The 25,798-nt window shown below is 71.0% G+C and carries 14 protein-coding genes and 3 pseudogenes; 6 read left to right on the top strand and 11 right to left on the bottom strand.

Annotated elements, in window-relative coordinates:
- Nucleotides 1-52: 52 nt before the first annotated feature.
- Nucleotides 53-13,852, bottom strand: a complete 13,800-nt coding sequence (locus ACJX2R_RS49385; RefSeq protein ID WP_413105510.1) for a type I polyketide synthase — start codon at nucleotides 13,850-13,852, stop codon at nucleotides 53-55.
- A 314-nt stretch (nucleotides 13,853-14,166) separates the two neighbouring features.
- Here ACJX2R_RS49385 and ACJX2R_RS49380 point away from each other — a divergent pair, with 314 nt between their 5' ends.
- The gene (locus tag ACJX2R_RS49380; protein WP_413105509.1) at nucleotides 14,167-15,456 is read left to right on the top strand and encodes a carboxymuconolactone decarboxylase family protein; all 1,290 of its coding nucleotides are present in this window, start codon (nucleotides 14,167-14,169) and stop codon (nucleotides 15,454-15,456) included.
- Between the two features lie 70 nt (nucleotides 15,457-15,526).
- On the opposite strand, the gene ACJX2R_RS49375 is transcribed toward ACJX2R_RS49380, so the two are convergent.
- The 6 genes from ACJX2R_RS49375 to ACJX2R_RS49350 all read right to left on the bottom strand — a co-directional run bounded on the left by ACJX2R_RS49375 (nucleotide 15,527) and on the right by ACJX2R_RS49350 (nucleotide 20,539).
- Nucleotides 15,527-16,201 carry an O-methyltransferase gene (locus tag ACJX2R_RS49375; protein ID WP_413105508.1) on the bottom strand — a complete coding sequence of 225 codons (675 nt, stop codon included), beginning with the start codon at nucleotides 16,199-16,201 and terminating at the stop codon, nucleotides 15,527-15,529.
- A 116-nt stretch (nucleotides 16,202-16,317) separates the two neighbouring features.
- Entirely contained in the window at nucleotides 16,318-17,412 is a 1,095-nt protein-coding gene (locus tag ACJX2R_RS49370; RefSeq protein ID WP_413105507.1) for an HAD-IIIC family phosphatase, read from the bottom strand.
- Complete coding sequence (locus tag ACJX2R_RS49365) at nucleotides 17,409-18,524, bottom strand: acyl-CoA dehydrogenase family protein (RefSeq protein WP_413105506.1); 1,116 nt, start codon at nucleotides 18,522-18,524, stop codon at nucleotides 17,409-17,411. Before ACJX2R_RS49365 ends, ACJX2R_RS49370 begins: the two co-directional genes overlap by 4 nt.
- Nucleotides 18,517-18,789 carry a phosphopantetheine-binding protein gene (locus tag ACJX2R_RS49360; RefSeq protein ID WP_165556371.1) on the bottom strand — a complete coding sequence of 91 codons (273 nt, stop codon included), beginning with the start codon at nucleotides 18,787-18,789 and terminating at the stop codon, nucleotides 18,517-18,519. Before ACJX2R_RS49360 ends, ACJX2R_RS49365 begins: the two co-directional genes overlap by 8 nt.
- A gap of 2 nt (nucleotides 18,790-18,791) precedes the next feature.
- Entirely contained in the window at nucleotides 18,792-19,607 is an 816-nt protein-coding gene (locus ACJX2R_RS49355; protein ID WP_413105505.1) for a 3-hydroxyacyl-CoA dehydrogenase family protein, read from the bottom strand.
- A gap of 650 nt (nucleotides 19,608-20,257) precedes the next feature.
- The gene (locus ACJX2R_RS49350) at nucleotides 20,258-20,539 is read right to left on the bottom strand and encodes a hypothetical protein (protein ID WP_413106201.1); all 282 of its coding nucleotides are present in this window, start codon (nucleotides 20,537-20,539) and stop codon (nucleotides 20,258-20,260) included.
- 3 nt (nucleotides 20,540-20,542) lie between these two features.
- Here ACJX2R_RS49350 and ACJX2R_RS49345 point away from each other — a divergent pair, with 3 nt between their 5' ends.
- Nucleotides 20,543-21,112: a DUF6545 domain-containing protein gene (locus ACJX2R_RS49345; RefSeq protein ID WP_413106154.1), complete on the top strand. Its 570-nt coding sequence runs from the start codon at nucleotides 20,543-20,545 to the stop codon at nucleotides 21,110-21,112.
- On the opposite strand, the gene ACJX2R_RS49340 is transcribed toward ACJX2R_RS49345, so the two are convergent.
- Both ACJX2R_RS49340 and ACJX2R_RS49335 read right to left on the bottom strand, forming a co-directional pair.
- The gene (locus ACJX2R_RS49340; protein WP_413105504.1) at nucleotides 21,052-21,264 is read right to left on the bottom strand and encodes a hypothetical protein; all 213 of its coding nucleotides are present in this window, start codon (nucleotides 21,262-21,264) and stop codon (nucleotides 21,052-21,054) included. The genes ACJX2R_RS49345 and ACJX2R_RS49340 overlap by 61 nt on opposite strands.
- Before the next feature lie 8 nt (nucleotides 21,265-21,272).
- A complete protein-coding gene (locus ACJX2R_RS49335; RefSeq protein WP_413105503.1) occupies nucleotides 21,273-21,980 on the bottom strand; it encodes a hypothetical protein in 708 nt (235 codons plus the stop codon).
- A 219-nt stretch (nucleotides 21,981-22,199) separates the two neighbouring features.
- Here ACJX2R_RS49335 and ACJX2R_RS49330 point away from each other — a divergent pair.
- A pseudogene (locus ACJX2R_RS49330) lies at nucleotides 22,200-22,397 on the top strand (transposase); the annotation flags it as partial.
- On the opposite strand, the pseudogene ACJX2R_RS49325 reads toward ACJX2R_RS49330, so the two are convergent.
- Both ACJX2R_RS49325 and ACJX2R_RS49320 read right to left on the bottom strand, forming a co-directional pair.
- Nucleotides 22,398-22,481 (bottom strand): annotated as a pseudogene (locus tag ACJX2R_RS49325) (IS5/IS1182 family transposase); the annotation flags it as partial.
- A gap of 111 nt (nucleotides 22,482-22,592) precedes the next feature.
- Nucleotides 22,593-23,189 (bottom strand): TetR/AcrR family transcriptional regulator, encoded by a 597-nt coding sequence (locus ACJX2R_RS49320; protein WP_413105502.1) that lies wholly within the window; start codon nucleotides 23,187-23,189, stop codon nucleotides 22,593-22,595.
- A gap of 87 nt (nucleotides 23,190-23,276) precedes the next feature.
- Here ACJX2R_RS49320 and ACJX2R_RS49315 point away from each other — a divergent pair, with 87 nt between their 5' ends.
- From ACJX2R_RS49315 to ACJX2R_RS49305, 3 genes and pseudogenes are all read left to right on the top strand, one after another.
- Nucleotides 23,277-24,011: an SDR family NAD(P)-dependent oxidoreductase gene (locus ACJX2R_RS49315; RefSeq protein ID WP_413105501.1), complete on the top strand. Its 735-nt coding sequence runs from the start codon at nucleotides 23,277-23,279 to the stop codon at nucleotides 24,009-24,011.
- Nucleotides 24,012-24,065: 54 nt separating this feature from the next.
- Nucleotides 24,066-24,524, top strand: coding sequence for a nuclear transport factor 2 family protein (locus ACJX2R_RS49310; RefSeq protein ID WP_413105500.1), 459 nt, complete (start codon nucleotides 24,066-24,068; stop codon nucleotides 24,522-24,524).
- Nucleotides 24,525-25,227: 703 nt separating this feature from the next.
- Nucleotides 25,228-25,638: pseudogene (locus ACJX2R_RS49305) on the top strand (hopanoid C-3 methylase HpnR); the annotation flags it as partial.
- Between the last annotated feature and the right edge of the window lie 160 nt (nucleotides 25,639-25,798).

Here is a 25,798-nt window from a genome sequence, read left to right as displayed (position 1 = left end):
AGGCAGCGTGCCATACCGGATCGCGGTGACTTCGTGTCAGCGTTTCGCCAGGCTATCCGAATGGCTGTTCTCGCAATCCACGGTTGACTTCCCTCCCCTGCCCGGTGAGCCAGTCGGCGATGTGGGTGGCGGTGGCGGAGGCGTGCTGGTTGATGAGGGTGAAGTGGTCGCCCGAAGTGGTGAGGGTGGTGGCGACGTGTGGAAGGACGGTCTGCCAGTCGGGTGGCACCGGGTCCGCCCCGTCCGGCACCGGAAAGGGGTCCGAGGCACGCAGGAGCAGGGTCGGGAAGGGGGTCGGCACGGGGGTCCAGGTGTGCAGGAGCCGTTCCATCCAGGCGTAGGCGGACAGATCGGTGGCGGTGTAGCCGTCGGTGAGGTGCTCGCGTTCGTACAGCCCGTGCCACAGGTGGGGTTGGAGCGCTCGGGCGGCGGGGGATTCCAGGATGTAGGTGTCCACGAGGACGACCGCCCGTACGGGGGTGCCGCGCTCCGCGAGATGGCGGGCGGTCTCGTGGGCGAGGATGCCGCCGGACGAGGTGCCCAGGAGGATCACCGGCTCGGTGGTGTCGCCGTCGGTGTTCGCGACCACGGCTCGGGCCAGCCCTTCGACGAGTGTTTCCCGGGTGGCGGGCAGTTCCTCGTCGGTGCGGAAGCCGGTAGGTGTCAGGCAGGAGACGGACCAGTCGCCGGGGAGCGCCTGGGCGAGCGTGTAGTAGGTGTGGGGTCCGGTCAGGGGCACGATGGGGGCCACGCAGACCACATGGGTGCCCGAGCTGCCGGTGGTGAGCCGGTCCACGGCGGGCGGGAGGGGCCCGCTGCCCTTGGGCCGGAGGGCGGCGAGGTCGAGGAGCAGGGTTTGGGCCTCGTTCAGCCGGCCCGTCCGCACGGCGTCGCGGTGGAGCCGGGTGACCAGGTCGGCCGCCGGGTCGACGTCGGTGGCGCCGGCCTCCGTCGGCGGCGCGGCGAGTTGGTCGAGGAGATGGTCGGCCAGGTCGGCCGGGGTGGGGTGGGTGAGGACGACGGTGCTGGGCAGTGGCCTGCCCATCGCCGCGACGAGCCGGTTGCGCAGGTCGATCGCCGCGAGCGAGTCCATGCCGTGGTCGCGGAACGCCGAGTGCTCGCCGATCGCCTCGCCGGACGAGTGGCCGAGTGCCACGGCGGTCTCGCTCCGCACCAGGTCGAGGAGGTCCTTCCGCCGTTCCCCGGCCGACAGGCTCCGCAGCCGCTCCGCGAACCCGCCGTCACCGCTCAGGGCCGTGGGCCCGGCGAGGGACCGTGCCTCCGGCAGCTCGTCGAAGAACGGGCGGGAGCCGGCCGCGGTGACGACGGAGAGATAGCGCTCCCAGTCGATGTCGGCGACCGTCAGCGCGGTCCGCTGCTCGTGCAGCGCCTGGGCGAGCCCGGCCAGCGCCACATCGCCGTCGAGGAAGGCCATCCCGCTGCGGATGAGATGCTCGCCGTCCTGCCGGGTCATCAGGGGGCGCGCATCCTGCCAGGGGCTGAAGGAGATCGCCGTCGCACGGGCGCCGCGGGCACCGCGCTGTGCCGCCAGCGCCTCCAGATACGCGTCGGCGGCCGCGAGTGCCCCGTGGTCGGCGATGCCCCAGACACCGGCCAGCGACGAGAAGAGTACGAAGGCGTCCAGGGGGGTGTCGCCGAGTAGTTCGTCGAGGTGCGCGGCGCCCGCCACCTTCGCGCGCACCGCGTCGGCGACATGGGCGAGGTCCGATGTGCCGAGTGGCCCGAGGGCGCGGGTACCCGCCGTGTGCACCACCGCGCGCACCGGAGTGCCGTCCGCCGAGAGCCGGTCGAGCACCGCGGCCACGGCGCTCCGGTCGGTCACATCGCACCGCACCACCTCGACGTTCGTCCCCTGGGCGGTCAGCTCCGCCGCCAGCTCGGCCGCGCCCGGTGCCGCGGGGCCGCTCCGGCTCATCAGCACCAGGTGCCCGGCTCCCTGCCGGGCCAGCCAGCGGGCGACCCGGCCGCCCAGCGTCCCGGTGCCGCCCGTCACCAGGGTGGTGCCGCCGGGCGTCCAGGTGCCGGGCGTGTCGGCCGGTGCCGCCGCCCGCTCCAGCCGCCGGACGAGGACGCCCGAGGATCGCACCGCCGCCCGTTCGTCTTCCGGGCCCATCGAGAGCAGCGCGGCGAACCGCCCGGCCGCCTCGGGGTCGAGCCGCTCGGGGAGGTCGGCCAGCCCGCCGCGCAGCGATGGCGCCTCCACGGCCGCGGTCTGTCCGAGCCCGAGGACCATCGCCTGCCGCGGGTTGCGCACCGGGTCGGCCGGGCCGGTCGAGACCGCGCCGCGGGTCACCGCCCACAGCGGCAGCTCGGCGCCGGCCCCCATCAGCGCCTGGATCAGCGACACGGTCAGCGCCAGTCCGGCGGGCAGTACGGGCTCGCCGCGGTCCGCCTCCTCGGCCGCCGCGAGCAGCGACAGTGCTCCGGCCGTGCCGTCGAGGTCACCGAGCCGGGCCGCGAGCACCTCGGGATCGGCGCAGGTCCCGTCGAGGACCAGTCGGCGCACCTGGGCGCCGTGTGCGGTCAGCGCGGCCACCACATCGGAGTCGTCGATGCCATCGGTGGTGAGTACCAGCCAGGTTCCGGTCAGCGCGGGGGCGGCGGGGACCCGCAGGGGTGTCCACACCGTCCGGTAGCGCCGCGCGCTGGTGAGGGTGTGCTCGTCCTGCCGCCTGCGCCATGCCGACAGCGCCGGGAGCACCGCGTCGAGCGCCTCCTTGTACTCGGGGGGCTCGGCTTCGAGGCCGAGCAGTGTGGCGACCGCGGCGGCGTCCCCCTGGCCCACGGCGTCCCACAGCGGCTCGTCGGCGGAGTCGGCCAGTGCTGGCGTGGCGGCGGGCGGCGCGGTCCAGTACGTCTCGTGCTGGAAGGCGTAGGTGGGCAGGTCCACCGTGCGGCCGCCGGACAGCGCCGCGGTCCAGTCGACGGGCACACCGTGGGCATGGACCTCCCCGAGCGCGCGAAGGACACGGTCCCATCCGCCGTCGTCACGGCGCAGGGTGCCCAGGGTGACCGCCGGGCTGCCCGCGTGCTCGATGATCTCGCTGGTGCCGACCGCGAGCACCGGATGCGGGCCGACCTCGATCATGGCCCCGTAGCCCTCGCGTACGAGAGCCGCCATCGTCTCGGCGAAGGACACGGTCTGCCGCAGGTTCCGGCACCAGTACCGGGCATCCAGCTCCTCGGTGTCCAGCCGGTCGCCGGTCACCGTGGAGTAGAACGGCACTTCCGACGGGCGGGGCCGCACCGGCGCCAGCAGCTCGAGCAGTTCTGTCTCGATCTCGTCGATATGCGCCGAGTGGGCGGCGAAGTCCACCCCGGCCAGCCGCCAGCGCATGATCCTGGCGGCGGACAGACGGCGTTCGACCTCGTCGAGCGCCGCCGGATCGCCGGAGAGCGTCACCGTCTTCGGTCCGTTGACCGCCGCGATCGACACCGCGCCGGACGCCACGTCCAGCAACTCCCTTACTCGCTCCGGCGATGCCATCACCGACATCATCGCGCCGCGCCCGGACAGGCGCTCGTGGATGAGCCGGCTGCGCAGTGCCACCACGCGGGCACCGTCGTCCAGCGACAGACCGCCGCTGACGCAGGCGGCGGCGACCTCGCCCTGGGAGTGGCCGATCACGGCGGCCGGTTCGACGCCGAACGAGCGCCAGAGGGCGGCGAGCGAGACCATGACCGTCCACAGCACGGGCTGGAGCACATCGGGCCGCCCGTCCATCGGCGGAGTGCCGGACTCGCCGCGCAGCACACCGGTTGGCGACCAGTCGAGGTACGGGGCCAGGGCCGCCTCGCACGCGGCGACGCGGTCGGCGAAGACCGGGGAGACATCGAGCAGTTCGGCCGCCATCCCCGCCCATGCCGCGTCCTGCCCGGGGAATACGAAGACCACCGCACGGCGCTCGGACGCCGTGCCCCGCACCACCGCGGGCGACGAGGTGCCCTCGGCCAGCGCCGCCAGGCCACCGCGCAGCGCAGCCCGGTCGTCGCCCACCAGCACCGCCCGGTGCTCGAACGCGGCACGGGTCGTGGCCAGTGAGTGCCCGATGTCCACGAGGTGCGGCGCGGGGTGGTCGTCCAGGTGTGCGAGCAGCTTCGCGGCCTGGGCGCGCAGCGCCGCGGCCGACTTGCCGGACAGCGGCCATGCCACCGGCCCGTCCGACACGGGATCCGCGAGCGGGGGTCGCCCGGCGGGCCGCGGCGGCTGCTCCAGGATGGCGTGGGCATTGGTCCCGCTCATTCCGAACGCCGACACCGCGCACCGCCGCGGCCGACCGAGGTCGGGCCAGGGCGCGGCCTCGGTCAGCAGCCTGAGCTCGCCCGAGTCCCAGTCGACGCGGGAGGAGGGTTCGGTGACGTGCAGCGTCTTCGGCAGCTCGCCGTGGTGCATCGCCATCACCATCTTGATGACACCCGCGACACCGGCCGCCACCTGGGTGTGTCCGATGTTGGACTTGACCGAGCCGACCAGCAGCGGCGGATTGCCGCCCCGGTCCCGGCCGTAGGTGGCCAGCAGGGCATGGGCTTCGATCGGATCGCCCAGCGCGGTGCCGGTTCCGTGGGCCTCGACCGCGTCGACATCGGATGCCGACAGCCCGCTGTTGGCCAGGGCCTGCCGGATGACTCGCTGCTGGGCCGGACCGCTCGGCGCGGTCAGCCCGTTGGAGGCGCCGTCGGAGTTCACCGCCGATCCGCGGACGACGGCCAGCACCCGGTGGCCGTGCCGGACCGCGTCCGACAGCCGCTCCAGCACCAGCAGACCGGCGCCTTCGGCGATGCCCATGCCGTCCGCCGACTCGGCGAACGCCTTGCACCGCCCGTCGGGCGCCATGACCCGGTGCCTGCTCAGCGAGACGAGGGTGTCGGGGCCGGTCAGCACGGTGGCGCCGCCGGCGAGGGCGAGGGTGCTCTCCCCCGAGCGCAGCGACTGGCACGCCATGTGCAGCGCGACCAGGGACGCCGAGCAGGCCGTGTCCACCGTCACGGCCGGTCCGCCCAGGTCGAACAGGTAGGCGAGGCGGCCCGACAGCACGCTGGGGATGGTGCCGGTGAGCTGATATCCGTCGGAGTCCGCGGACACGCCCGCGCCGTAACTCTGGGCGGTCGCCGAGACGAAGGTGCCGGTCATGCTCGACCGCAGGGACGCGGGGTCGATCCCGACGCGTTCGAACGCCTCCCAGGCGAGCTCCAGCAGTATCCGCTGCTGCGGGTCCATCGCGGCGGCCTCGCGCGGGGAGATGCCGAAGAACGCCGCGTCGAACTCGGCCGCGCCGTCGAGGAAGCCGCCCGCCGCCGAGTAGGTCGTGCCCGTGCGGTCCGGGTCGGGGTGGTACACACCCGGATCCCAGCCGCGGTCGGCGGGCAGCGGGGACGTGGCGTCCACGCCCTCGGCCAGCAGCTGCCACAGCTGCTCGGGCGAGCGCACCCGGCCGGGAAACCGGCAGCTCATTCCGATGATCGCGATCGGCTCCGGAGCGGGCGCCCCGGCCGTCGGGCCCGCCGCCGCGGCCGATGGCTGCCCGGCGCTCTCCCACCGCTCGCCGTCGCCGCCGTACAGCTCGGTCCACAGGTGACCGGCCAGGGCGTCCGGGCTCGGGTAGTCGTAGACCAGGGTCGACGACAGGCTCAGGCCGGTCCGTTTCCGCAGTCCGTTCCGCAACTGGCCGGCGGTCAGGGAGTCGAAGCCCAGGTCCTTGAACGTCCGCCCGCTTGTGACCGCCGCGGGCGCCACGTGCCCGAGCACGGAAGCCACCTGCTCACGCACCAGCTGGAGCAGGGTGGCACGGGCCTGGTCGGCCGTCAGTCCGGCCGACAGGCGCGAGCCGCTCTCGGTGGCGGCGGCCCGGCGAGTGGTTCCGGCGGAGCCGCGGAAGAGTTCGGGCAGGGTGTCCCGCGCAGGCAGGGCGGCCCGGTCGACGTATGCGGCGACAACGGCGGCCTCGTCCACCGCGCACGCGGCGTCGAACCAGGCCAGCCCCTGATCGACGCAGAACGCCGGCAGCCCGGCTGCGGTGATCCGTCGCGACTGCGCGTCGCTCGGCGCGGCGGACATCCCGCTGTCCTGGACCCATGGCCCCCAGCCGATGGACAGGCCCGCGAGCCCTTCGGCGGTCCGCCGCCGCGCCAGCGCGTCCAGGAAGGCGTTCGCCGCGGTGTAACCGGCCTGCCCCGCGTTGCCGAGGACGCCGAACGCAGAAGAGAACACCACGAAGGCGCTCAGGCCCAGGTCACGGGTCAGCTCATGCAGATGCCACGCGCCGTCCAGCTTCGGGCGGAACACCATGTCCAGCCGGTCCGGAGTCAGCGCCGTGACCGCTTCGTCGTCGTCGAGCACACCGGCGGCGTGCACCACACCGGTCAGCGGGTGCTCGTCCGGAACCGCATTCAACAGGGCGGCCACGGCCGCGCGGTCGGAGACATCGCAGGCGACGGCGGTCACCTGTGCGCCCCGCCCGCTCAGTTCGGCCAGCAGTTCCCCGGCGCCCTCGGTGTCGGTGCCCCGGCGGTCGGCCAGCACCAGGTGGCGCACCCCGTGCGCGGTGACCAGGTGCCGGGCGATCAGCGCGCCGAGATGGCCGAGGCCGCCGGTGATCAGCACGGTGCCGTCGCCGCTCCACATCGTGTCCGGCGCCGCCAGGTCCCGCGCCGCCGGGTCCGGTGCGTCGGCGGAGGCCAGCCGGGGGATCAACAACTCGCCGCCGCGCAGCGCCAGTTCGGGCTCATCGCGGTCCGACGCCGCGCGGAGCGCGGCCGCGGCGGCCGACACCGGATCATCGCCGCCCGCGGGGTCCAGGTCGAGCAGTACGAATCGGCCGGGGATCTCCTGACGGGCCGATCGCACCAGCCCCCACACAGCGGCCGCCACCACGTCCGGGGCCGCGCCGGGTGCCGTGGCCACCGCTCCGCGGGTCACGAACACCACCCGGGAGGGCCCGCCGTCACCGGCCTGGCCCGCGTCGTCGCCGTCGTGCCTGCGGTCGCCGCTGTCCCTTCCGTCCCCGTCGTCCCCGTCGTCGCCGTTGTCGCCGTCATCGAGGTATCGCCGCAGCGTGTCCAGCACGGACGCGGTGACGGTACGGACCGCCTCCGGCACCGGCACGCCGGCCGGCGCGGTGACCGGGATCAGCACCGCCTCCCCGGCCGCCACCGGATCGTGCCCCCCGGTGTCCGGTGCCGGGGCGGGCAGCCAATCCAGGCGCAGCAGCGACCGCGCCGCCGTGGTCACCGCGGAGTGGACGTCCGGCGCACGCAGCGTCAGCGTGCGCACGGTCGCCACCGGATCGCCCGCGGTGTCGGCCGCGGTCAGCGTGACCGTGTCGTCGCCCGTCCTGCTCATCCGTACCCGCAGCACCGACGCGCCGACGGCGTGCAGGGACACCCCGGACCAGGCAGCCGGCAGCCGCTGGCCGTCCGGGCCGTCGAGCACGGTCGGCGCGGCGAGGTGCAGCGCCGCGTCCAGCAGTGCGGGATGGAGGCGGAAGGCGTCGGCCTCGTCGGCGAGTGACTCGGGAAGCGCGACCTCGGCCAGTACCTCGTCGCCGGACCTCCAGGCCGCCCGGACGGCCCGCAACGCCGGCGCGTGGGCGAGCCCGGCAGCACGCCGCCGCTCGTGGAAATCGTCGAGATCGACGGGTACGGCGTCCGCGGGCGGCCACTCCCGCCCGTCATCGGCGGCGGCCGCGAGGGCGCCCGGCGCGAGTGTGCCGGTGGCGTACCGCGTCCACGGCGCGTCCGGCGCGTGGACGGGCCGCGAGTGGATGCTCAGGGTGCGTCGGCCGTCGTCGCCGGGGCCACCGAGCGCGACCTGGATCCGTGCCCCGCCGTCGTCCCGATCGGACAGCACCAGCGGCGCGTCCAGGATGAGCTCCTCGACGAGGGCGCAGCCGGCCTCGTCGCCCGCCCGTATCGCCAGCTCGACGAATCCGGCGGCGGGGAAGGTCACCTGCCCGGCCACCGCATGGTCGGCCGGCCACGGCAGCGCCGCCGCCGACAGCAGGCCGGTGCACAGCAGGCCGCCGTTCTCGGGCAGTTCCACGACCGCGCCGAGCAGCGGATGTTCCATACCTCGGAGCCCCGCCGGGGCGGCACCGGTCGCCGATGCGCCGACGGCGGGCGCGGTCCAGTACCGCTCCCGCTGGAACGCGTAGGTCGGCAGCGCCACCCGGCACGCGCCGGTGCCGGCGAACAGTTCGGGCCACCGGATCGGTACGCCCCGCACATACAGCCGGGCGGCGGCCGTGACCACCGTGGACTCCTCGCCGCGGTCCTTGCCCAGCGGGGACACGGCTTCCACGTCCGCCACATCGGGCAGGGCGTCCTGCGTCAGCACCGACAGCGTGGCGTCCGGGCCCAGTTCGAGGAAGGTGCGCGCACCGGCCCGTGCCGCGGCGCCGACCGCGTCGGCGAACCGCACCGTCAGCCTGACGTGCTGAACCCAGTAGTCGGCGGTGCGGATCCGCTCCGCGCCGATCCGCTCACCCGTGACCGTCGAGACGATCGGGGTCCGCGGCTCGCCGAATGCCAGGCCCTCGACGACCGCGCGGAAGTCCTCCAGCATCGGCGCCATCAGCGGGGAGTGGAACGCGTGGCTGACCCGCAGCCGGGTCACCTTGCGGCCGTCGGCGGCGAACCGGTCCGCGATCGCCTCCACCGCGTCGGCCGCCCCGGACACCACCACCGCCTCCGGGCCGTTGACGGCGGCGAGTGCCACCCGGTCCGCGGAGCCGGTGAGCAGCGGCGCCACCTCGTCCTCGGTGGCCCGCAAGGCGACCATGGCCCCGCCTTCCGGCAGCGCCTGCATCAGCCGGCCGCGGGCGGCGACGAGGGTGCACGCGTCGGGCAGGGACAGCACCCCGGCCACATGGGCCGCCGCGATCTCCCCGACCGAATGTCCAATCAGCAGATCCGGCGCCACCCCCCACGACTGAAGCAGCCGGAACAGAGCCACCTCGAGGGCGAACAGCGCGGGCTGGGCGTATGCCGTGCGGTTCAGCGGTTCCGCGTCATCGCCGAACACCACCTCGCTCAGCGGCAGTTCCAGCTCGCCGTCCAGCAGCGCGCAGACCTCCCTCCACGCCGCGGCGAACACCGGGTACCGGTCGTGCAATTCGCGCCCCATGCCCAGCCGCTGGGCGCCCTGACCGGCGAACAGCAGCGCCATCGGGCCGGGGTCGCCCGCCATGCCCTCGGCCACCTTCAGGGGTGGTGTGCCACCGTCCCCCGCGGTGTCCGTCGTGGCCAGGAGGACGGCGCGATGCTCCAGCTCGGAGCGTGTCGTGGCCAGGGAGAGACCGATGTCCGGTGCCGCCGCGCCGGTATCGGCCACAAAAGCGGCCAGCCGGTCCAGCTGCGCGTCCAGCGCGGCCTCGGTACGCGCCGAGACCGGCCATGGCGCCACGCCGGGCCGGACCTTCGCCGGCGACCCGGCCGGTGGGCGCGCGGCGGGCCGATCAGGCCGGTCCCCCGGTGGCTGTTCGACGATCACATGCGCGTTGGTGCCACTGATCCCGAACGACGACACGCCCGCGCGGCGGGGCCGCCCGGCCGCCGGCCACGGGGTGGCCCCGGTGAGCAGTTCCACCGCCCCGGCCGACCAGTCCACCTGCGACGACGGCGCGTCCACATGCAGCGTCCGGGGCAATACGCCGTGCCGCATCGCCAGGATCATCTTGATGACGCCCGCGACACCGGCGGCGGCCTGGGTGTGCCCGATGTTGGACTTGAGCGACCCCAGTAGCAGCGGACGGTCCGGGTCCCGGTCCTGTCCATAGGTCGCGAGCAGCGCCTGGGCCTCGATCGGGTCACCCAGCCGGGTACCGGTGCCGTGCCCCTCCACCGCGTCCACGTCCGACGGGGCCAGACCGGCACCGGACAGGGCCTGGCCGATCACCTGCCGCTGCGCGATGCCGCTGGGAGCGGTCAGGCCGTTCGACGCCCCGTCGGAGTTGACCGCGGAACCGCGCAGCACCGCCAGCACCTGGTGGCCGCCCCGGATCGCGTCCGACAGCCTCTCCAGCACCAGGACGCCCACTCCCTCGGACCAGCCGGTGCCGTCCGCGGCCTCCGCGTACGCCTTGCAGCGGCCGTCGGATGACAGGCCGCCCTGCCGGGCGAACTCCATGAAGATCCCGGGCTCCGACATCACGGTGACACCGCCGGCCAGTGCCAGGGAACACTCGCCGCCGCGCAGCGCCTGCGCCGCCAGGTGCAGCGCCACCAGTGACGACGAGCACGCCGTGTCCACGGTCAGCGCGGGCCCCCGCAGCCCCAGTGCGTAGGCGACGCGGCCGGACAGGACGCTCGGCGACGTGCCGGTCAGCAGATATCCCTCCGCGGCACCGGAGCCGTCCTGGAGCCGCGGACCGTAGTCCTGGGCCATCGCCCCGAGGAACACCCCGGTCCCGCTGCCGTGCAGTGACGACGGAGCGATCCCGGCCCGTTCCACCGCCTCCCAGCTCATCTCCAGGGCCAGCCGCTGCTGCGGGTCCATGGCTTCCGCCTCGCGCGGGGATATCCCGAACAGCGCCGCGTCGAAGCGGTCCGCGTCGTACAGGAACCCGCCCGACCAGCCGGCCGTCATCTCAGGCGCCCATCCCCGGTTGACGGGCAGGTCGGAAATGGCATCCGCCTCGCCCGACACCAGTTCCCACAGCTCGTCCGGCGAGGTCACCCCGCCCGGGTAGCGGCAGGCCATGCCCACGATCACCACCGGGTCGTCCTCCGGAACGGCGCGGGGCGCCGGCGAGGTGTCACCGGTCACCGGGCCGGTGAGCCGTGTGGCCAGATGGGCCGCGCACGCGTCCGGCGTCGGATGGTCGAACAGCACGGTGTTGGGCACCCGCAGTCCGGTGGCGGCCCGCAGCCGGGTCGCCAGCTCCACCGTCATCGCCGAGTCGAAGCCCAGCTCCTTGAAGGACCGCGCCGGGTTCACCCGCTCCGCGGCGGCGAAGCCCAGGACCACCGCCGTCTCCGCACGCACCAGCCGTGCCAAGTCGGCGCGCGTCCACGGGGTGCCGGATTCCGTACCCTCCGGCTCCGCGCGCTCCGGTTCGGCATCGGTGGCGTGGCCGGTCACCGCCGCCGGGGCGGCCGGAACGGCTTCCCGCACCGCGACATCGCCGGCCGGTCCCTGGAGCCAGTACCGCTCCCGCTGGAACGCGTACGTCGGCAGGGCCACCCGCCGGGCACCGGTCCCGGTGAACAGCCGCGGCCAGTCCACCGGCACCCCGCGGACGTACAGCTCCGCCAGACAGGTCAGGAACCGGTCGGCCCCGCCCAGTTCCCGGCGCAGCGTGCCGACGGCGACCGCCGTGACGTCGGTCGTGTCGATGATCTCCTGCACCGCGGCGGTCAGCACCGGGTGGGAGCTGACCTCGACGAAGGCCCGATGGCCCTGGCCGAGCAGCGTCCTGACGGCCGGTTCGAAACCGACGGTACGCCGCAGATTGCGGTACCAGTACCCGGCGTCCATACCGGTGGTGTCCAGCCAGTCGCCGGTCACCGTGGAGAAGAACGGCACCTCGGCCCGGCGGGGGCGGATGCCCTCCAGCGCGGCCGTCAGCTCGTCGCGCACCCGCTCCACCTGGGCCGAGTGCGAGGCGTAGTCCACCGCGATCCGCCGCACCCGCACATCCGCGCCCGACAGCTCCTCGAACAGCTCGCCCAGCGCCTCCAGCTCACCGGACACCACCACCGAACCCGGCCCGTTGACCGCCGCGATCGACACCCGGCCGTCCCAGCGGCGCAGCCGCACCTCTGCCCCGGCCCGCGGCAGCGCCACCGACAGCATGCCGCCCCGCCCCGCCAGGCGGCGTGCGATGGCCTGGCTGCGCAGCGCCACCACCCGGGCCGCGTCCTCCAGGGAGAGCGCACCGGACACGCACGCCGCCGCGATCTCTCCCTGGGAATGGCCCACCACCGCGTCCGGGACCACCTCGTGCGCCTGCCACACCGCCGCGAGGGAGACCATCACCGCCCAGGAGGCGGGCTGGACGACGTCCACCCGCTCCAGTGACGGCGCCCCCTCGGACTGCCGCAGCACCTCCGGCAACGACCAGTCCACATGAGGCGCGAGCGCGGCGGCACACTCGGTCAGCCGCCGCGCGAACACCGGGGACTCCGCCATCAGCCGGACGCCCATGCCCGCCCACTGCGACCCCTGCCCGGGGAAGATGAACACCGTGCCGCCCTCGACATCGGCGGCTCCGCGCACCACGCCCGGCGCGGACTCGCCGCCGGCCAGCGCCGTCAGCGCGCCCGGGGCCGCCGACCGGCCCGGCCCCAGGACGACGGCCCGGTGGTCGAACGTGGTGCGGGTGGTCGCCAGGGAGAAGCCCACGTCCACCGGGTCGAGCCGGCCGTTCTCCGCGAGATGGGACGCGAGGCGGACGGCCTGCGCGCGCAGCGCCTCGGGGGTCCGGCCCGACAGCGGCCACGGCACGGTGCCACCCGCCATGAGGGCGCCATCCGCCGTGCCGGGGTCGGGGTCCGTCGCCGCGGACGTGTTTCCGGGCGTCGGCTCGGTGGCGGACACCACCAGGTGGCAGTTGGTGCCGCCCACGCCGAACGACGACACCCCGGCCAGGGCACGGCCGTCGCGGTAGGGCCAGGGACGAGTCGAGGTCACCACGTCCAGGTTCCACTCGCCGAACCGGATCCGCGGATTGGGGTGTTCGAAGTTCAGGCTCGCCGGCAGTTCACCGTTCCGCAGCGACAGCGCGACCTTCAACAGGCCGACGATGCCCGCGGCGCCCTCCAGGTGTCCCACGTTCGTCTTCGCCGAACCGACCAGCAGGGGGCGGTCCGTGGCACGGCCCGCCCCGTACACCGCGCCGAGCGCCGCGGCCTCCACCGGATCGCCCACCCGGGTCCCGGTCCCGTGCAGTTCGACGTACTGGACCTCGGCCGGATCGACGCCCGCACGCCCGCAGGCCGCCTGGAGCACCGCCCGCTGCCCATCGGGGTCGGGGGTGGTCAGACCGTCGCCGGGGCCGTCGTTGCCGACCGCGCTCCCCTCGATGACACAGTAGATCTCATCCCCGTCCGCCAACGCGCTTGCCAGGGGCTTGAGCAGGACCATCCCCGCACCCTCGCCACGCACATACCCATTGGCACGCTCATCGAAGGTGAAGCAGCGGCCGTCCGGGGACAGGGCGCCGAGCCGGGCCGCGGCCTCCGCGCCGTCCGGGATCAGATTGAGCTGCACACCGCCGGCGAGCGCCGTGGCCGACTCCCCGCGCCGCAGGCTCTCGCACGCCAGGTGCACCGCCACCAGCGACGACGACTGCCCGGTGTCCACCACCAGGCTCGGCCCCCGAAGTCCCAGGACGTAGGACAGCCGGTTCGCGGCCATGCTGCGGTTCAGGCCGGTCAGGGTGTGATGACCGATCGACGCCGGTCCCCTGAGCCGGTCCAGTGCGCCGTAGTCATCCGCGGTCATCCCGATGAACACCCCGGTGTCGCTGCCGCGTAGCGCGGCGGGCGGCAGGCCCGCGTCCTCCAGGACCTCCCAGCCCAACTCCAGTGCGAGGCGCTGCTGCGGGTCCATGGCCCGTGCCTCACGCGGAGAGACCCCGAAGAACTCCGCGTCGAAGCCGTCGACTTCGTCCAGGAAGGCGCCCCAGCCGGTCTCGCCGGAGGTCGCGGCGTCGCTGTTCCAGCGGCCCGGCGGCACCTGCGACACCGCGCTCGACCCGCCGGTCAGCAGCCGCCAGAACCGTGCGGGATCCGCCGCGGACGGCAGCCGGCAGGACAGCCCCACCACCGCGACGGCGGTGTCCCGCTCCTGGAGTCGCTCAGCGGACGCGGATATGGACTCGTTCCGGCTCACGACCCGATCCCCCAACTCATCGTCTTCGCGGGTAATTCCCTGCCTCCATGGGCCACAGGGTCATTCTCTCTGTGTTTTGGGATTTTTTACTCTCCGATTTTCCCTACAGATCCCTCCTGTCGCGAACGACGCACACCATTCCGTTACCGCCACTCAGCACAACGGGGAATATTAGGGATTCCCCTAGACCTCCGGCGTTTGAAAGCCCTTACGATCACTTATTGTTGGACCTCGGTCGGCGGAATAGAGCCACAACGCCGAGCCACCCGTCCATGAGACGCCGATGCGACAACATAATTCACGAAGGTGAGAAAATGCGGCCCAGGATCGATCCGCAGGACGCGGACGACTTCGCCGTCACACCCGCCGGCCAGGTCTACGCCCGGGAGATCGGACAGTCACTGAACGGGCTCCTCGCGGACCGGCCGCCGCCGAACGTCCACCGGACCATCGCCAACCACCCGACGCTGCTGCCCGCGCTGCAACCCATGCTGACGCATGTGGCGGGCGACATCCTGCCGCCCCGCGAACGCGAGCTCGTCATCCTGCGCACCGCATGGCGTTCACAGACCCCGTACGTCTGGGCGCACCACCACGCCGCGGGACTGTTCGTCGGGATGAACGAGACGGAGATCGCCCGGGTGGCCTCGGAGGACACCGCCGGCTGGACTCCGTTCGAAGCCACCATTCTCCAGGCGGTCGATGAGCTCCACACCAAGTCGGCGGTGTCGGACGGCACATGGAAGCAGTTGGCCGAGCGCTACAGCGAGGAGCAGATCCTCGAACTGCTGGCCCTCGCCGGAACGTACAAGACCCTGGCGTTCATCCTGAACTCCTGTCTCGTCCCGATCGACCCCTGGATGGAACGTCCCGCGCTGCTGCCGGCGGACCCGGGACAGCTGACGTCCGGCAGACACGCACGCCCGCGGGAGACGCCTCCGGGGGCGGGCTCCGAGACCTGGAACCAGCGCATCGTGTTGCAGAACGACACCGGGCTCTCCCAGCTCACCCCGACGTCTGCCAGCCCCGAACCGCCGCTTCATGAGATCCTCGGCCGCTATCCGGACCTGCTGTCCACGGCGAACGCGTCCGGCTCCAACTCCTCGCTCCTGCTGATCCGCAGGAACCCCACGGATGTCATGCCGGACACGGACGGCTACTCCTTCAGCGCCACCCATCTCTTCGCCGATTCCTCGGGTGTCCCGATACTCGTGGAAGTGGTGGAACCACACGACACCTGGAACGCGCAAAGCGCACTCGCCAAAATTCTCGACTACGCGGGCAGCGGGGCGCGGCACTGGCCGATCCACATACTCCAGCGATCGCTCGAGTACACCGCCCAATTGCAGGGCAGTACTGGAGAGCAGTTGCTGGCGGAGATGGGGTATCCCATCGACGAGGGTTCGTTCCTGCGCGCGATCGAGGCGAATCTGGCCCTGGGCAGGCTCCGTATGGCCATTGTGGCCAGCCGATTTCCGCCCGAATTCAACCGGGTGATCGCATTTCTCGGTCAGCAGCTGCACCCCGCCGAGGTGTACGGCGTCGAACTGCGACGCTTCTCCGACGGATCCCATGCGGCGTTCATCCCGAGGGTGGTCACCTGAGCGACCCCGCGGACGGCGGAGGCGGGGAACCCGACCGGGAGACCGGACCCGGTTCCCCATCGGCCGCTCTCTACGCGGTCGGCTGCTTCTTGCGGATCAGTGTGATCCCGTCCGCCATGGGCACCAGGGACATCTCCACCCGCGGATCGTCATGGACCAGCTTGTTGAAGGCGCGGATCCCGGCGGTGTCGGGATCCTGCGCGTCGGGGTCCACGACCTTGCCGAAGAACAGGGTGTTGTCGACCACGATCAGGCCGCGGTCGTCAAGGAGCGTCAGCGCCATCTCGTAGTAGTCCGGGTAGCCCTGCTTGTCGGCGTCGATGAACACGAAGTCGAAGGTGCCGGGGCCCTCCTCCGTGAGGATGGCCTTGAGGGTGTCGGCCGCGGCACCGACACGAAGGTCGATCCGCGCCTCGACGCCCGCCTTGGCCCAGTAGTCGGCGCCGATCCGCGGCCAGCGGTCGGTGATGTCACAGGTGATCAGCCGTCCGCCGGGGGCGAGCGCACGGGCCAGGCACAGGGTGCTGTATCCGGTGAACGTGCCGATCTCCAGGATCCTGCGGGCCGGGGTGAGACCGGCCAGGAGCGTCAGCAGCTGCCCCTCCTCGGGCATGACCTGCATCGCGCTGCCCGCGGGCAGCTCCGCCGTGGTCTCCCGCAGCTGCCGCAGGATCTCGTCCTCACGCAGGGAGGACACCCGGATGTACTCCGAGAGCGCGGCCGGGAGTCCTACCTGGTTCGCCATGTGTCGTCCACCTTCTCCGGATCTTCTCTCGTCCGTTCTCGTCCGATGCTCGGCTTTTCGCCCGTTTCCGGTCCGGGCCGTCGGGAGGCAGAGCGCCCCGACGGCCCGGGGAGGGCTCAGTCGCCCTGGAGGCTGACGGCGTTGAGCTTCACCGTCGGCGACGGGGCCTGTGGTTCCGGAATCAGATGCAGCCGCTGGATGTCCTCGTGTGCGGGTGCGGGCAGCCCGGCCCGGCAGTCGCACGCCTCGTCGGTGAAACCGGCGAAGCGGTAGGCGATGTCCATCATCCGGTTGCGTTCGGTGCGCCGGAAGTCCGCCACCAGGTGGACACCCGCGCGGGAGGCTTCGTCGACGAGCCAGTTGAGGATCACCGAGCCGGCGCCGAAGGACACCACACGGCAGGAGGTGGCCAGCAGCTTCAGATTCCAGACCCGCGGATGCTTCTCCAGCAGTTGCAGACCGACCGCGCCATGCGGTCCGAACCGGTCGGTGAGCACGGTCACCAGCACCTCATGGCGAGGGTCGGCCAGCAGCGTCCGCAGATCCGCGAGGGAGTAATGTACGCCGGTGGCGTTCATCTGGCTGGTGCGCAAGGTCAGCTCCTCGACGCGGGAGAGCTGTTCCTCGGTGGCGCGGCTGATGTCCATCACCAGTGCGAGGGAGCGCAGGAAGTCCTCGCTCGGCCCGGTGAACTCCGCCTCGGCCGCCTTCCGCTGGAATCCGGCCTGATACATCTGGCGACGGCGCCGCGCGTCCACCGTCACCGTCGGGGGGCTGAACTCCGGCAGAGCGGCGAGGCCGGGGAGTTCCTCAGCCGGGTAGCAGCGGACCTCGGGCAGATGGAACTGGACTTCCGCGCGTTCGGCCGGCTGGTCGTCGACGAAGGCGATCGTGGCGAGCGCGAAGTTGAGTTCGGCGGCGATCTCGCGCACCGCATCGGACTTCGGGCCCCATCCGATGCGCGGCAGGACGAAGTACTCGGCCACGCCCAGCGCTTGGAGCTGTTTCCATGCCTGGTCGTGGTCGTTCTTGCTGGCGACCGACTGTAGGATGCCACGGCTGTCCAGTTCGGCGATCAGCTCCCTGACCGGACCGGGAAGCGTGACCCGGCCGTCTTCCAGCAGCGTGCCCTGCCACAGGGTGTTGTCCAGATCCCACACCAGGCACTTCACGATCGGGGACTGTTGGGCCACAGTGCTTCCTCGGGTCATGACGCGGACGTCGACATCGACACGGCGTGGTCGGCGAGAATCAACTGGCAGATCTCCGTACTGCCCTCGATGAGCTCCATGAGCTTCGCATCGCGGTACGCGCGCTCGACCACATGGCCCTCGCGCGCGGCGGCCGAGCCCAGGACCTGCACCGCCGTGGCGGCGCCCCGCGCGGCCTGGACCGCGCTCACCTGCTTGGCCAGGACGGTCGCGACGACCATGTCCGGGGAGCCGCTGTCCCAACACCGGCTGGCGTGCTCACACACCCGGGTGGCGATCTGCTCGGAGGTCAGCAGATCCGCCAGGTGACGGCCGACCAGCTGGTGTTGGGCGAGCGGCTTGCCGAACTGCCGCCGGATACGGGCGTGGCCACCGGCGGCGTCCAGACAGGCCCGCAGGATCCCCACACAGCCCCAGGCGACCGAGATCCGCCCGTACGCCAGCGCCGTCGTCACCAGCAGCATCAAGGGCTGCCCACCGCCGAGCACCGCACTGGTGGGCAGGCGCACCTCGTCGAGGTGCACATCCGCGTGTCCGGCCGCCCGGCAGCCGGACGGCCGCGGCACCCGGCGCACCGTGACGCCCGGAGCCGACGCGGGTACCACCACAGCGGCTGCCCCGGAGCCATAGCGGCCGACGACGACGATCAGATCGGCGTAGTGGGCGGCGGTCGTCCAGACCTTCTGCCCGCGGACGACGACGGTCTCACCCTCCGGTTCGATGCTCGTGGTCATCGCCGACAGATCACTGCCCGCCTCCGGCTCGCTGAACGCGATGGCGGCGAGCCGGCCACCGGCCAGCTTCGGCAGATACTCCGCGTGCTGCCGCGGGCCGCCCAGGCGCTGGATCGTCCACGCGGCCATGCCCTGCGACGTCATCACACTCCGCAGCGAACTGCACCGGCTGCCGACATACGCCGTGAACTCGCCATTCGCGGCGCTGCTCGCCCCAAGTCCGCCGAAGGTCTCCGGCACCCCCGCGCACAACAGGCCGCGGGCGGCCAGCGTCCGCAGCACGACGTCGGGGATCAGACCAGCCCGGTCCCACTCCGCGGCCCGGTCGCCGACGAGGTCGTCCACGAGCTCACGCGCACCGGCGAGCGGCTCAGGCATCGGCGGATTGCCCCGCGCCGAGCAGACGCCCCACCAGAGCGGTCATGGCCCCGATGGAGCGGAAGTTGTCCCGCTTGAGGTCGTCCCCCAGAATCTGCACCGAGAACTCCTGCTCCAGATGGACCACGAGCTCCATCGCGAACATCGACGACACCAGCCCCGAATCGAAGAGATCCTGACCGACGGGAACCTCCGCCTTCACTCGCTCCGAGACAAAGGCCGTAATCGCCCGTTCGATCCCCTCAGCGGCGATCGGCTGGTCCATATTCACGAAAGTACCTTTCCGTAGTCGTAGAAACCCCGCCCCGTCTTGCGCCCCAGATCTCCGCGCCGCACCTTCTCCATGAGCAGTTCACAGGGCTCGAAGGTGGAATTTCCGGTCCGCTCGGCAAGCAGCCGGAGAGCGTCCGCGAGATTGTCCAGCCCGATCAGATCGGCGGTGCGCAGCGGCCCGGTGGGGTGACCGAGACATCCATGCATCAGCCGGTCCACGGACTCGACGCTCGCGGTACCCTCGGCCACGACCCTCGCCGCTTCATTGATCATGGGATGCAGCAGCCTGCTGGTGACGAACCCCGGTGCGTCGCGCACGACGACCGTCTTCTTCCCCAGCCGCTCCAGGGAGGACTGGATCGCGGCCATGGCGTCGTCGCCGGTCTGCGGACCGCGGATGACCTCGACCATCTCGATGAGATAGGCCGGATTCATAAAGTGCACCCCGGCCAGATCCTCGGGGCGCCGCACCGACTTCGCCAGTTCGGCGATGGGGATGCCCGAGGTGTTGGTGATCACCGGGACCCCGGCGGGGAGCATGCCGGAGATCTCCGCCATGATCCGCGCCTTGAGCGAGGCGTCCTCGGTGATCGCCTCGATCACGAGACCGGCGTCCGCCGCGTCCGTGCCGGACAGCGTCGTGGTCAGTGTTCCGGCCGCCTGGCCATCGGGAAAGGCGGCCATGAACTGCCCGTGCCGCAACTGCTGGGCGATTTCCGCGCGGGCCTGCTGGAGCACGTCTTCCGATACGTCGACGAGGACGACATGCACCCCACGGCCCAGTGCGAGTGCGGTGATGCTGCGCCCCATAACCCCCGCACCGAATACGGCAATCGTGTCCGATCGGGAATTCACCCTCACCCACTCCAAATCATCGTTCAATCGAGCACGCCCCGCATGGAGCACCTAACGGGCAAATGATTTACACCATGAAAAGAGCTTGGCAATATCTACTTCAGCAGAAAAATTACGCCGATCGTCCGGAGGACGTCAAAGGCTGAGGCGGCGTCCTAGGGAGATCCACAGTGTTCTTCGCGAGGTCGGTGCCCGAGGTGAACCTCCGCACGGGGGAATGCGTCCGCACTGGGTTCGGCCCGGCCTGAGCCCCGGAAGAAGCTGCCGCCCCGGGCGACCGATCTGGATCCGTACAAGCCGGTGATCGACGGCACCCCCGTGCTGATCTGTGCCTGGCTGCCGGCGATACCCAGCCCCACTGTCCCGACCCCATACTGACCTCGAATGGCCGAGGGCTCCGCGCTCCGTCACCGCCTCTCCGGCGTTCAAGACCCGGTCGATGTCACCCGACCCGCTGTGCCCCGCCCATCGTGGCCAGGTGCAGGGCCTCTCGGTGGTGACCGAGACTTTGCCCAGCCCCCTCAGGCCGACTGTCCCCAGTATCGGCTGGTTGGTACGCGCGATATCGAGGTGCCAGGCCGACCTCATCCGTGTGAAAGCGTCCCTCATCGGAACTGGTGTTGGCGTGGGACCAGGAGGTCCAGCTCCTTGGCGAGGGCGTACTTCTGCTCGCTGACCTTCCGGGCCACGCCGAGCAGGTCGTTGACGGCGACGCCGAGAGAGACCCGGCCATCGGTACGCGCCGCGCGGATGCGGCGCAGGTCACGGAAGCGGTCCTCGGGCGACGCGAAGGTCGGGTCCGGGGTCGGGGCGCCGGTGCGCCAACCGGAAGCTCCGGTCTCTACTGGCTGGGGCTGTTGGTGCACAGCATCTTCGTCGCTGACCACGTCATGGCCTACTCCGCCCTGTTGATGAACCTTCACGGATTGCTCAGGGCCACGGGCCTCCTCATGCCGACACTGCTCTCGATACGCACCGGACTCTCCCGTGTCCCGACGGCATGGCGGCTCTGGCGGCTCTGGCCGCTCTGGCCGCTCTGGCGCGAGCTGGTGGCTGTCGTCCCCGAGGTCACCCTCACAACTCCCCGTGGGGGGTGCACGGAGCTGCTCTTCCCCCCTGTCCCCCACGACGTGTCGGCCTACCGCAAGGTGATCGAGATCCGGGACGCCCTTCTCGAACCCGGCCACTACATACCGCCGTACGCATCCGAAACGTCGGGGGTCGAAACAGGCCGGACCGCGGTCTCCGGATCCGCTGCCGACATCGGGCGCCTCTCAGCCCTGGTCAGTGCCTGGCGGTGGTCCGGCCGCCTGTCCCTCGCCCACCCTGCCGACGGGGCCCGGCGGCAGGATCACCGCCCAGACGGCATCGGATATCTCCCCACTCCTCACGACCGATGTCAGTCCGTTAGGTGCTCCAGGCAGGCGCCGTCAGCGGGGTCGGGAAGGCTCGCAAGGTAGGACTGCTCGTCGATTTCCCGGTAGCCCAGTTTCCGGTACGCAGTGGTGTCGCGCAGGTTGTACACGACCTGGACGCCCTCGCCCTCCTGGGTAAAGTAACGTGGCTGTGGGCCGGTGGCCGGGAGCGGGGCCTGGCGGGTGTCGTCACTCATGTCGCCTTCTAGTCAGAGATCTTGTGCCACGAGATGCGGGGCGCCCGCAGCCGGATGCTCTGCACCGTGCTCTCGGGGGCCACGCGACCGTTGGCGCGCCCCACTACGCGGACGTTGGCCCGGTCGCCCACGACCACGTGTGCCGTGATGGAACCCTGGCCGGCGTGGCACGCCTGGTACCCGTTGCCGGCAGGCGGGAAACCGTACTGATGCTGGACCAGGCCCGAACCGAACAGGACGTCGGAACCATCGCGCTGGAGACCGAATGTGATCCACACGTTGGTGCTGTACCTGGCGGTGGCGCAGATCTGGCCCACTGCCATGGCAGTCACCATATACACACCGGCTTCCGGCAGCGTCGCCACGCAATCGGTGGGCGTCCACTCGCCGTTGAGCGGCAGAGTTCGGTCCAGACCGGAGGCACGCCCGTACACGGGTGTGAGCCGGGCACCGATGGTCCAGGTGTCCGGACAGTCCTCCCCGCCGTTGTCGATGACGTCGATGTCCACGGAGCGGGCGGGGCCGATGTTCGCGCCCCCATCGATCCCCGCGAGCTCCGTCCGCGGGACGCGAAGCCCGTTCCCCGTACAGGTGAGCGCGTTGCACACGTCCTGTTCGATGACCGGTTCCAGCCGGTAGGGAGTGGCGGGGTCGCCCGTTCCGGTGACCTCGATACAGTCGCTGCTGACGATTGTCGTTCGCTGAGGAGGAGGCATGGCGCGTCCTTGAATGGTGTTGGAGGTGGCGGCGCGGGTGCGTCGTCCTGGGCACCGCCTTGTATCTCGAAATTAGGATTTGCGCAGTAATTCGACAATGGCGCTCAAAGCCATTCATGGAATTACTGGTCGTGAATCGATACTTATCATTATTGTATGAATGCGCGGTTACACTTCCCCTCACCACCATCGCCCTGGCCAGCACACTGATCTGACACCATGATCGGCGAGACGTCCCTAACAGCGGCTAACCGGGACCGGCTGGAGCCGTTGCTGACGCGGCTCTCGCGACGGTTCAGGCATCCGGGGCGAAAGTCGTTGCCGGACCGGGAGGTGCTGTCCGGGATCTTGTACGTGCTGCGCACCGGGATCCAGTGGGAGCACCTGCCGCAGGAGTTCGGATTCGGTTCGGGCATGGTCGCCCTCACGGGTGACGATGAGCATGGTGACCCACTCCACGAGTGCGTGGGGCAGGCCGAATGCGGCAGGATGGATGACCAACGAGGCCCCCGAGCAGCGTGATTGAGACGTCAGACATCTCGATCAACAGCCCGGCGGCCTCGCGCGTTGCGGCTTGCGGGCCGTCACCTGATCGGTGACCCACTCCGAAGCTCAGTGAGTGGGGCGGGGTAGTACGGCAAGGGCTGTCCGGGCTATGCCGGTCAGTGTCTCCTCACTTGCTCCGGCCTTGCCCAGGGCTTCGATGCCGCGCAGTATGGCGAGCACCAGTGCGGCCAGCTTTCCCGGATCGGCGTCCGCGGTGATATCGCCATTGCGCTGGCAGGCTGCGATGTCGCCCTCCAGGAGCGCGTGCAGCGCCTCGATGGTCGCGCGCGCACGCTTGGCCACCGTCTCGTCGTGTTCGGCCAGTTCGGCGGCGCCCTTGGCCAACAGGCATCCGCGGTGGGCGGTGTCCGCGGCGGTCGCCGCCGCCACCGCGTACACATGGGCGGACAGCCGCGCGTAGGCGTCCGCGTCGTCGCCGTGCAGCTGTCGGCTCACGGCATCGACGACGGAGCCGCAGTAATCGTCGAACACGCGGTGGAACAGTTCCTGCTTTCCGCCGAACGCGCCGTACAGGCTGCCTTTGCCGAGCCCCGTCGCCTCGGCGATGTCTTCCATGCGCGTGGCGGCGTACCCACCCGACCAGAACCGCTCCCGGGCGGTGTCCAGTACCTGCTGCTCGTCGAACTTCCTGGGTCGTGCCATGGGGGCAGCCTACCCATTCTTGACTGGGTCGTCCATAACGGATAGCGTTATGGACGACCCAGTCAAGAATTGAGGAGCGGACACGTCATGACGGAAGTACTCGCAGGCAAGGTGGCGGTGGTCACCGGAGCCAACAGCGGCATTGGGCTTGCCATCGCCAAGCGGTTCGCCGCGGAGGGGGCACGGGTGTTCCTGGCCGGTCGCCGTCAGGAGCCGCTCGACGCGGCCGTCGCTGAGATCGGGCCGGCGGCCACCGGTGTGCGGACCGACGTTTCGGTACAGACAGACCTCGATGACCTCTACTCGGCCGTGCGCGAGGAGGCGGGCCGCATCGACGTGCTCGTCGCCAACGCCGGCGGCGCTGTCCCTCAGCGTCTCGGTGAAATCACAGAGGAAGCCATCGACGCCACCTTCGGTACGAACGTGAAGGGCACGATCTTCACCGTACAGAAGGCGCTCCCGCTGTTGTCGGACGGCGCCTCGATCGTAGTGACAGGATCGACCACCAACCTCCGCCCCGGACCGGGCCTGGAAATCTACGGCGCGTCGAAGGCAGCGGTCCGCAACCTGGTACGCAGCTGGGCGCTCAGCGCGCGGGAACGGAAATTCCGGGTGAACGTGCTGAGCCCCGGCCCGACCGAGACCCCGGGCCTGGCCGGCGCCGTAGGCCCGGACCTCCACCAGCTCGCCTCGGAGGTGCCGCTCGGCAGGATCGGCCGCCCGGATGAGATCGCCGCCGTGGCGACGTTCCTGGCCTCGGACGCTTCCAGCTTCGTCAACGGCGTCGAATGGTTCGTCGACGGAGGCCAGGCCCAGGTCTGACCACAACCCCCACCAGCGCGAGAGCGCACCACACGCCACATACCAGGAGGAAGAGTGAACGCCAACAGCGATATCCAGAAGCGTCGCGAAGAAATTGCTATCAACTACTTCCGCATGGTGGACGCCGGCAACTCTGCGGTAATCGACATCTTCACCGAAGATGCCCATATGTTCTACCCGAAGTTCGGCATCGCGCGTGGGAAGGCGCAAATCGGAGCGTTCGCTCAGGGTCTTGGACGGGGAATCGCGTCACTCGAGCACGAGATTGAGAGCTTCACGGTGTTGTCATCCGGGAACTACGTAATCGTCGAGGGCGCGGAAAGGGGAAAAACGACATCAGGCGTGGACTTCCCTGACGGCGTCTCCTCCTTCGGGCTGTTCTGCAACGTGTTCGAGTTCGAGGGTGAACTCATCAAGAGGGTCCACATCTACGTGGACCCGGACTTCGCCAGCACGCACGTCGAGGGTGTGGCTTGGGGCAAGTCGGTGCAGGACAGCATCGCCGGCCTGTAGTCAACAGCCTGCACCGTGGTGTCGCCACTGGGACGGGGGCCGCGTGGGCGACGAGGTCACAGTCCTCAATCCTGTCACCTCGGCGCCCGCCTCGGGTCCTGGCCGATCCTCCGTCACGCCCGCCGCAGCCCGAACCGCACGCGTCAATCGCCAAAGCCGTACTCACCCTGGGGTAGCACCACTGAAGCCCGCCCGGCTGCCCGGAGGCAACGCTGCCGCATACCGACCGAACCGTATGGACGAGCTGCGCCGGGTGGTGTTCCACCCTCTGAGGGACGACCGCTGGAAGCACGGTGTCGAGACCGCAGCCGAAGCCACGCTCATCGGCCATTTCGACGACATCGGAGGGATGGTCGTGGGCGCGTTTGACGCTGCCCTGGTAGTCGGCGAGGACATCGATGATCCCGTCGGTGATCCGAAAGCGGCTGCGCTCCGGCTTCTCCGTGGAACCGGTCTGCTCAGCCTGGGCGAGCCAGCGCCACACCGAACGCTCGCTCACATCCAGCGAATCGGCAACCAGCAGCTCGGTGATCATGTACAGCCTCCAAGAGCGCGGCCGCCGCCACCGGCGACCGCGAGCGGGTCGCCCGCACCGTCGGCAAGGCCGCCCTCGCCGCTCAGCACAACCCCAGCCGCGCCCCGGTCTTCATCGTGGACGACGTCGCCTCCATCCGCCCCGAGCACGGACATGCCATCGCCGGCGCCCTATCCGGGCACGGAGATCTGGCACACCGAGTCCAGGCGGCTCACCACGCGCGACTACCGGCTGTTCGACATTCAGCACGCGGTGGTCCCGACCACATTGCCGCTGGAGGTCTTCTACACGGAACTCGTCCGGACCCAGGCCGCCATCAACCGCAAGCATCGGGGGTTGTCCACGGCGCTCGGTGCGCTGCGCGTCCTCGGCGGCGACCTCCCGCGGGGGCAGACCAACTTCGCCCGCGTGTTGTGGCATTTCAACCAGGTGCACAACGCCCAGCAGCAGCTCGCCGACCATCACCGACCCGTCCGCTATGAGCTCCCACTGCCCAAGCGGCTGGACGTCGGCGACCGCCGCCAGCTCTACGACTCGCCCTTCAGCGCTGCGAAGAGAGACGAAAGTGCCGGTCGCTGAACCGGATCTTCAGCCGACCGAGCACGGTGGCGCACGCGGCAGCCGGGGCCTCCGTCGTGCTCGGCGTGGTGAGCGGACCATTGCCGGTGGCCGTCGGCGGACCACTCGCCCGGCAGCGCCACGTGCACCCGCCGCACGCCGAGCCCGAGCCGCGATCAGC

Source organism: Streptomyces sp. Inha503 (assembly GCF_047215865.1).
Lineage (GTDB): Bacteria > Actinomycetota > Actinomycetes > Streptomycetales > Streptomycetaceae > Streptomyces > Streptomyces lycopersici.
This window is presented reverse-complemented; position numbering and strand designations above follow the sequence as displayed.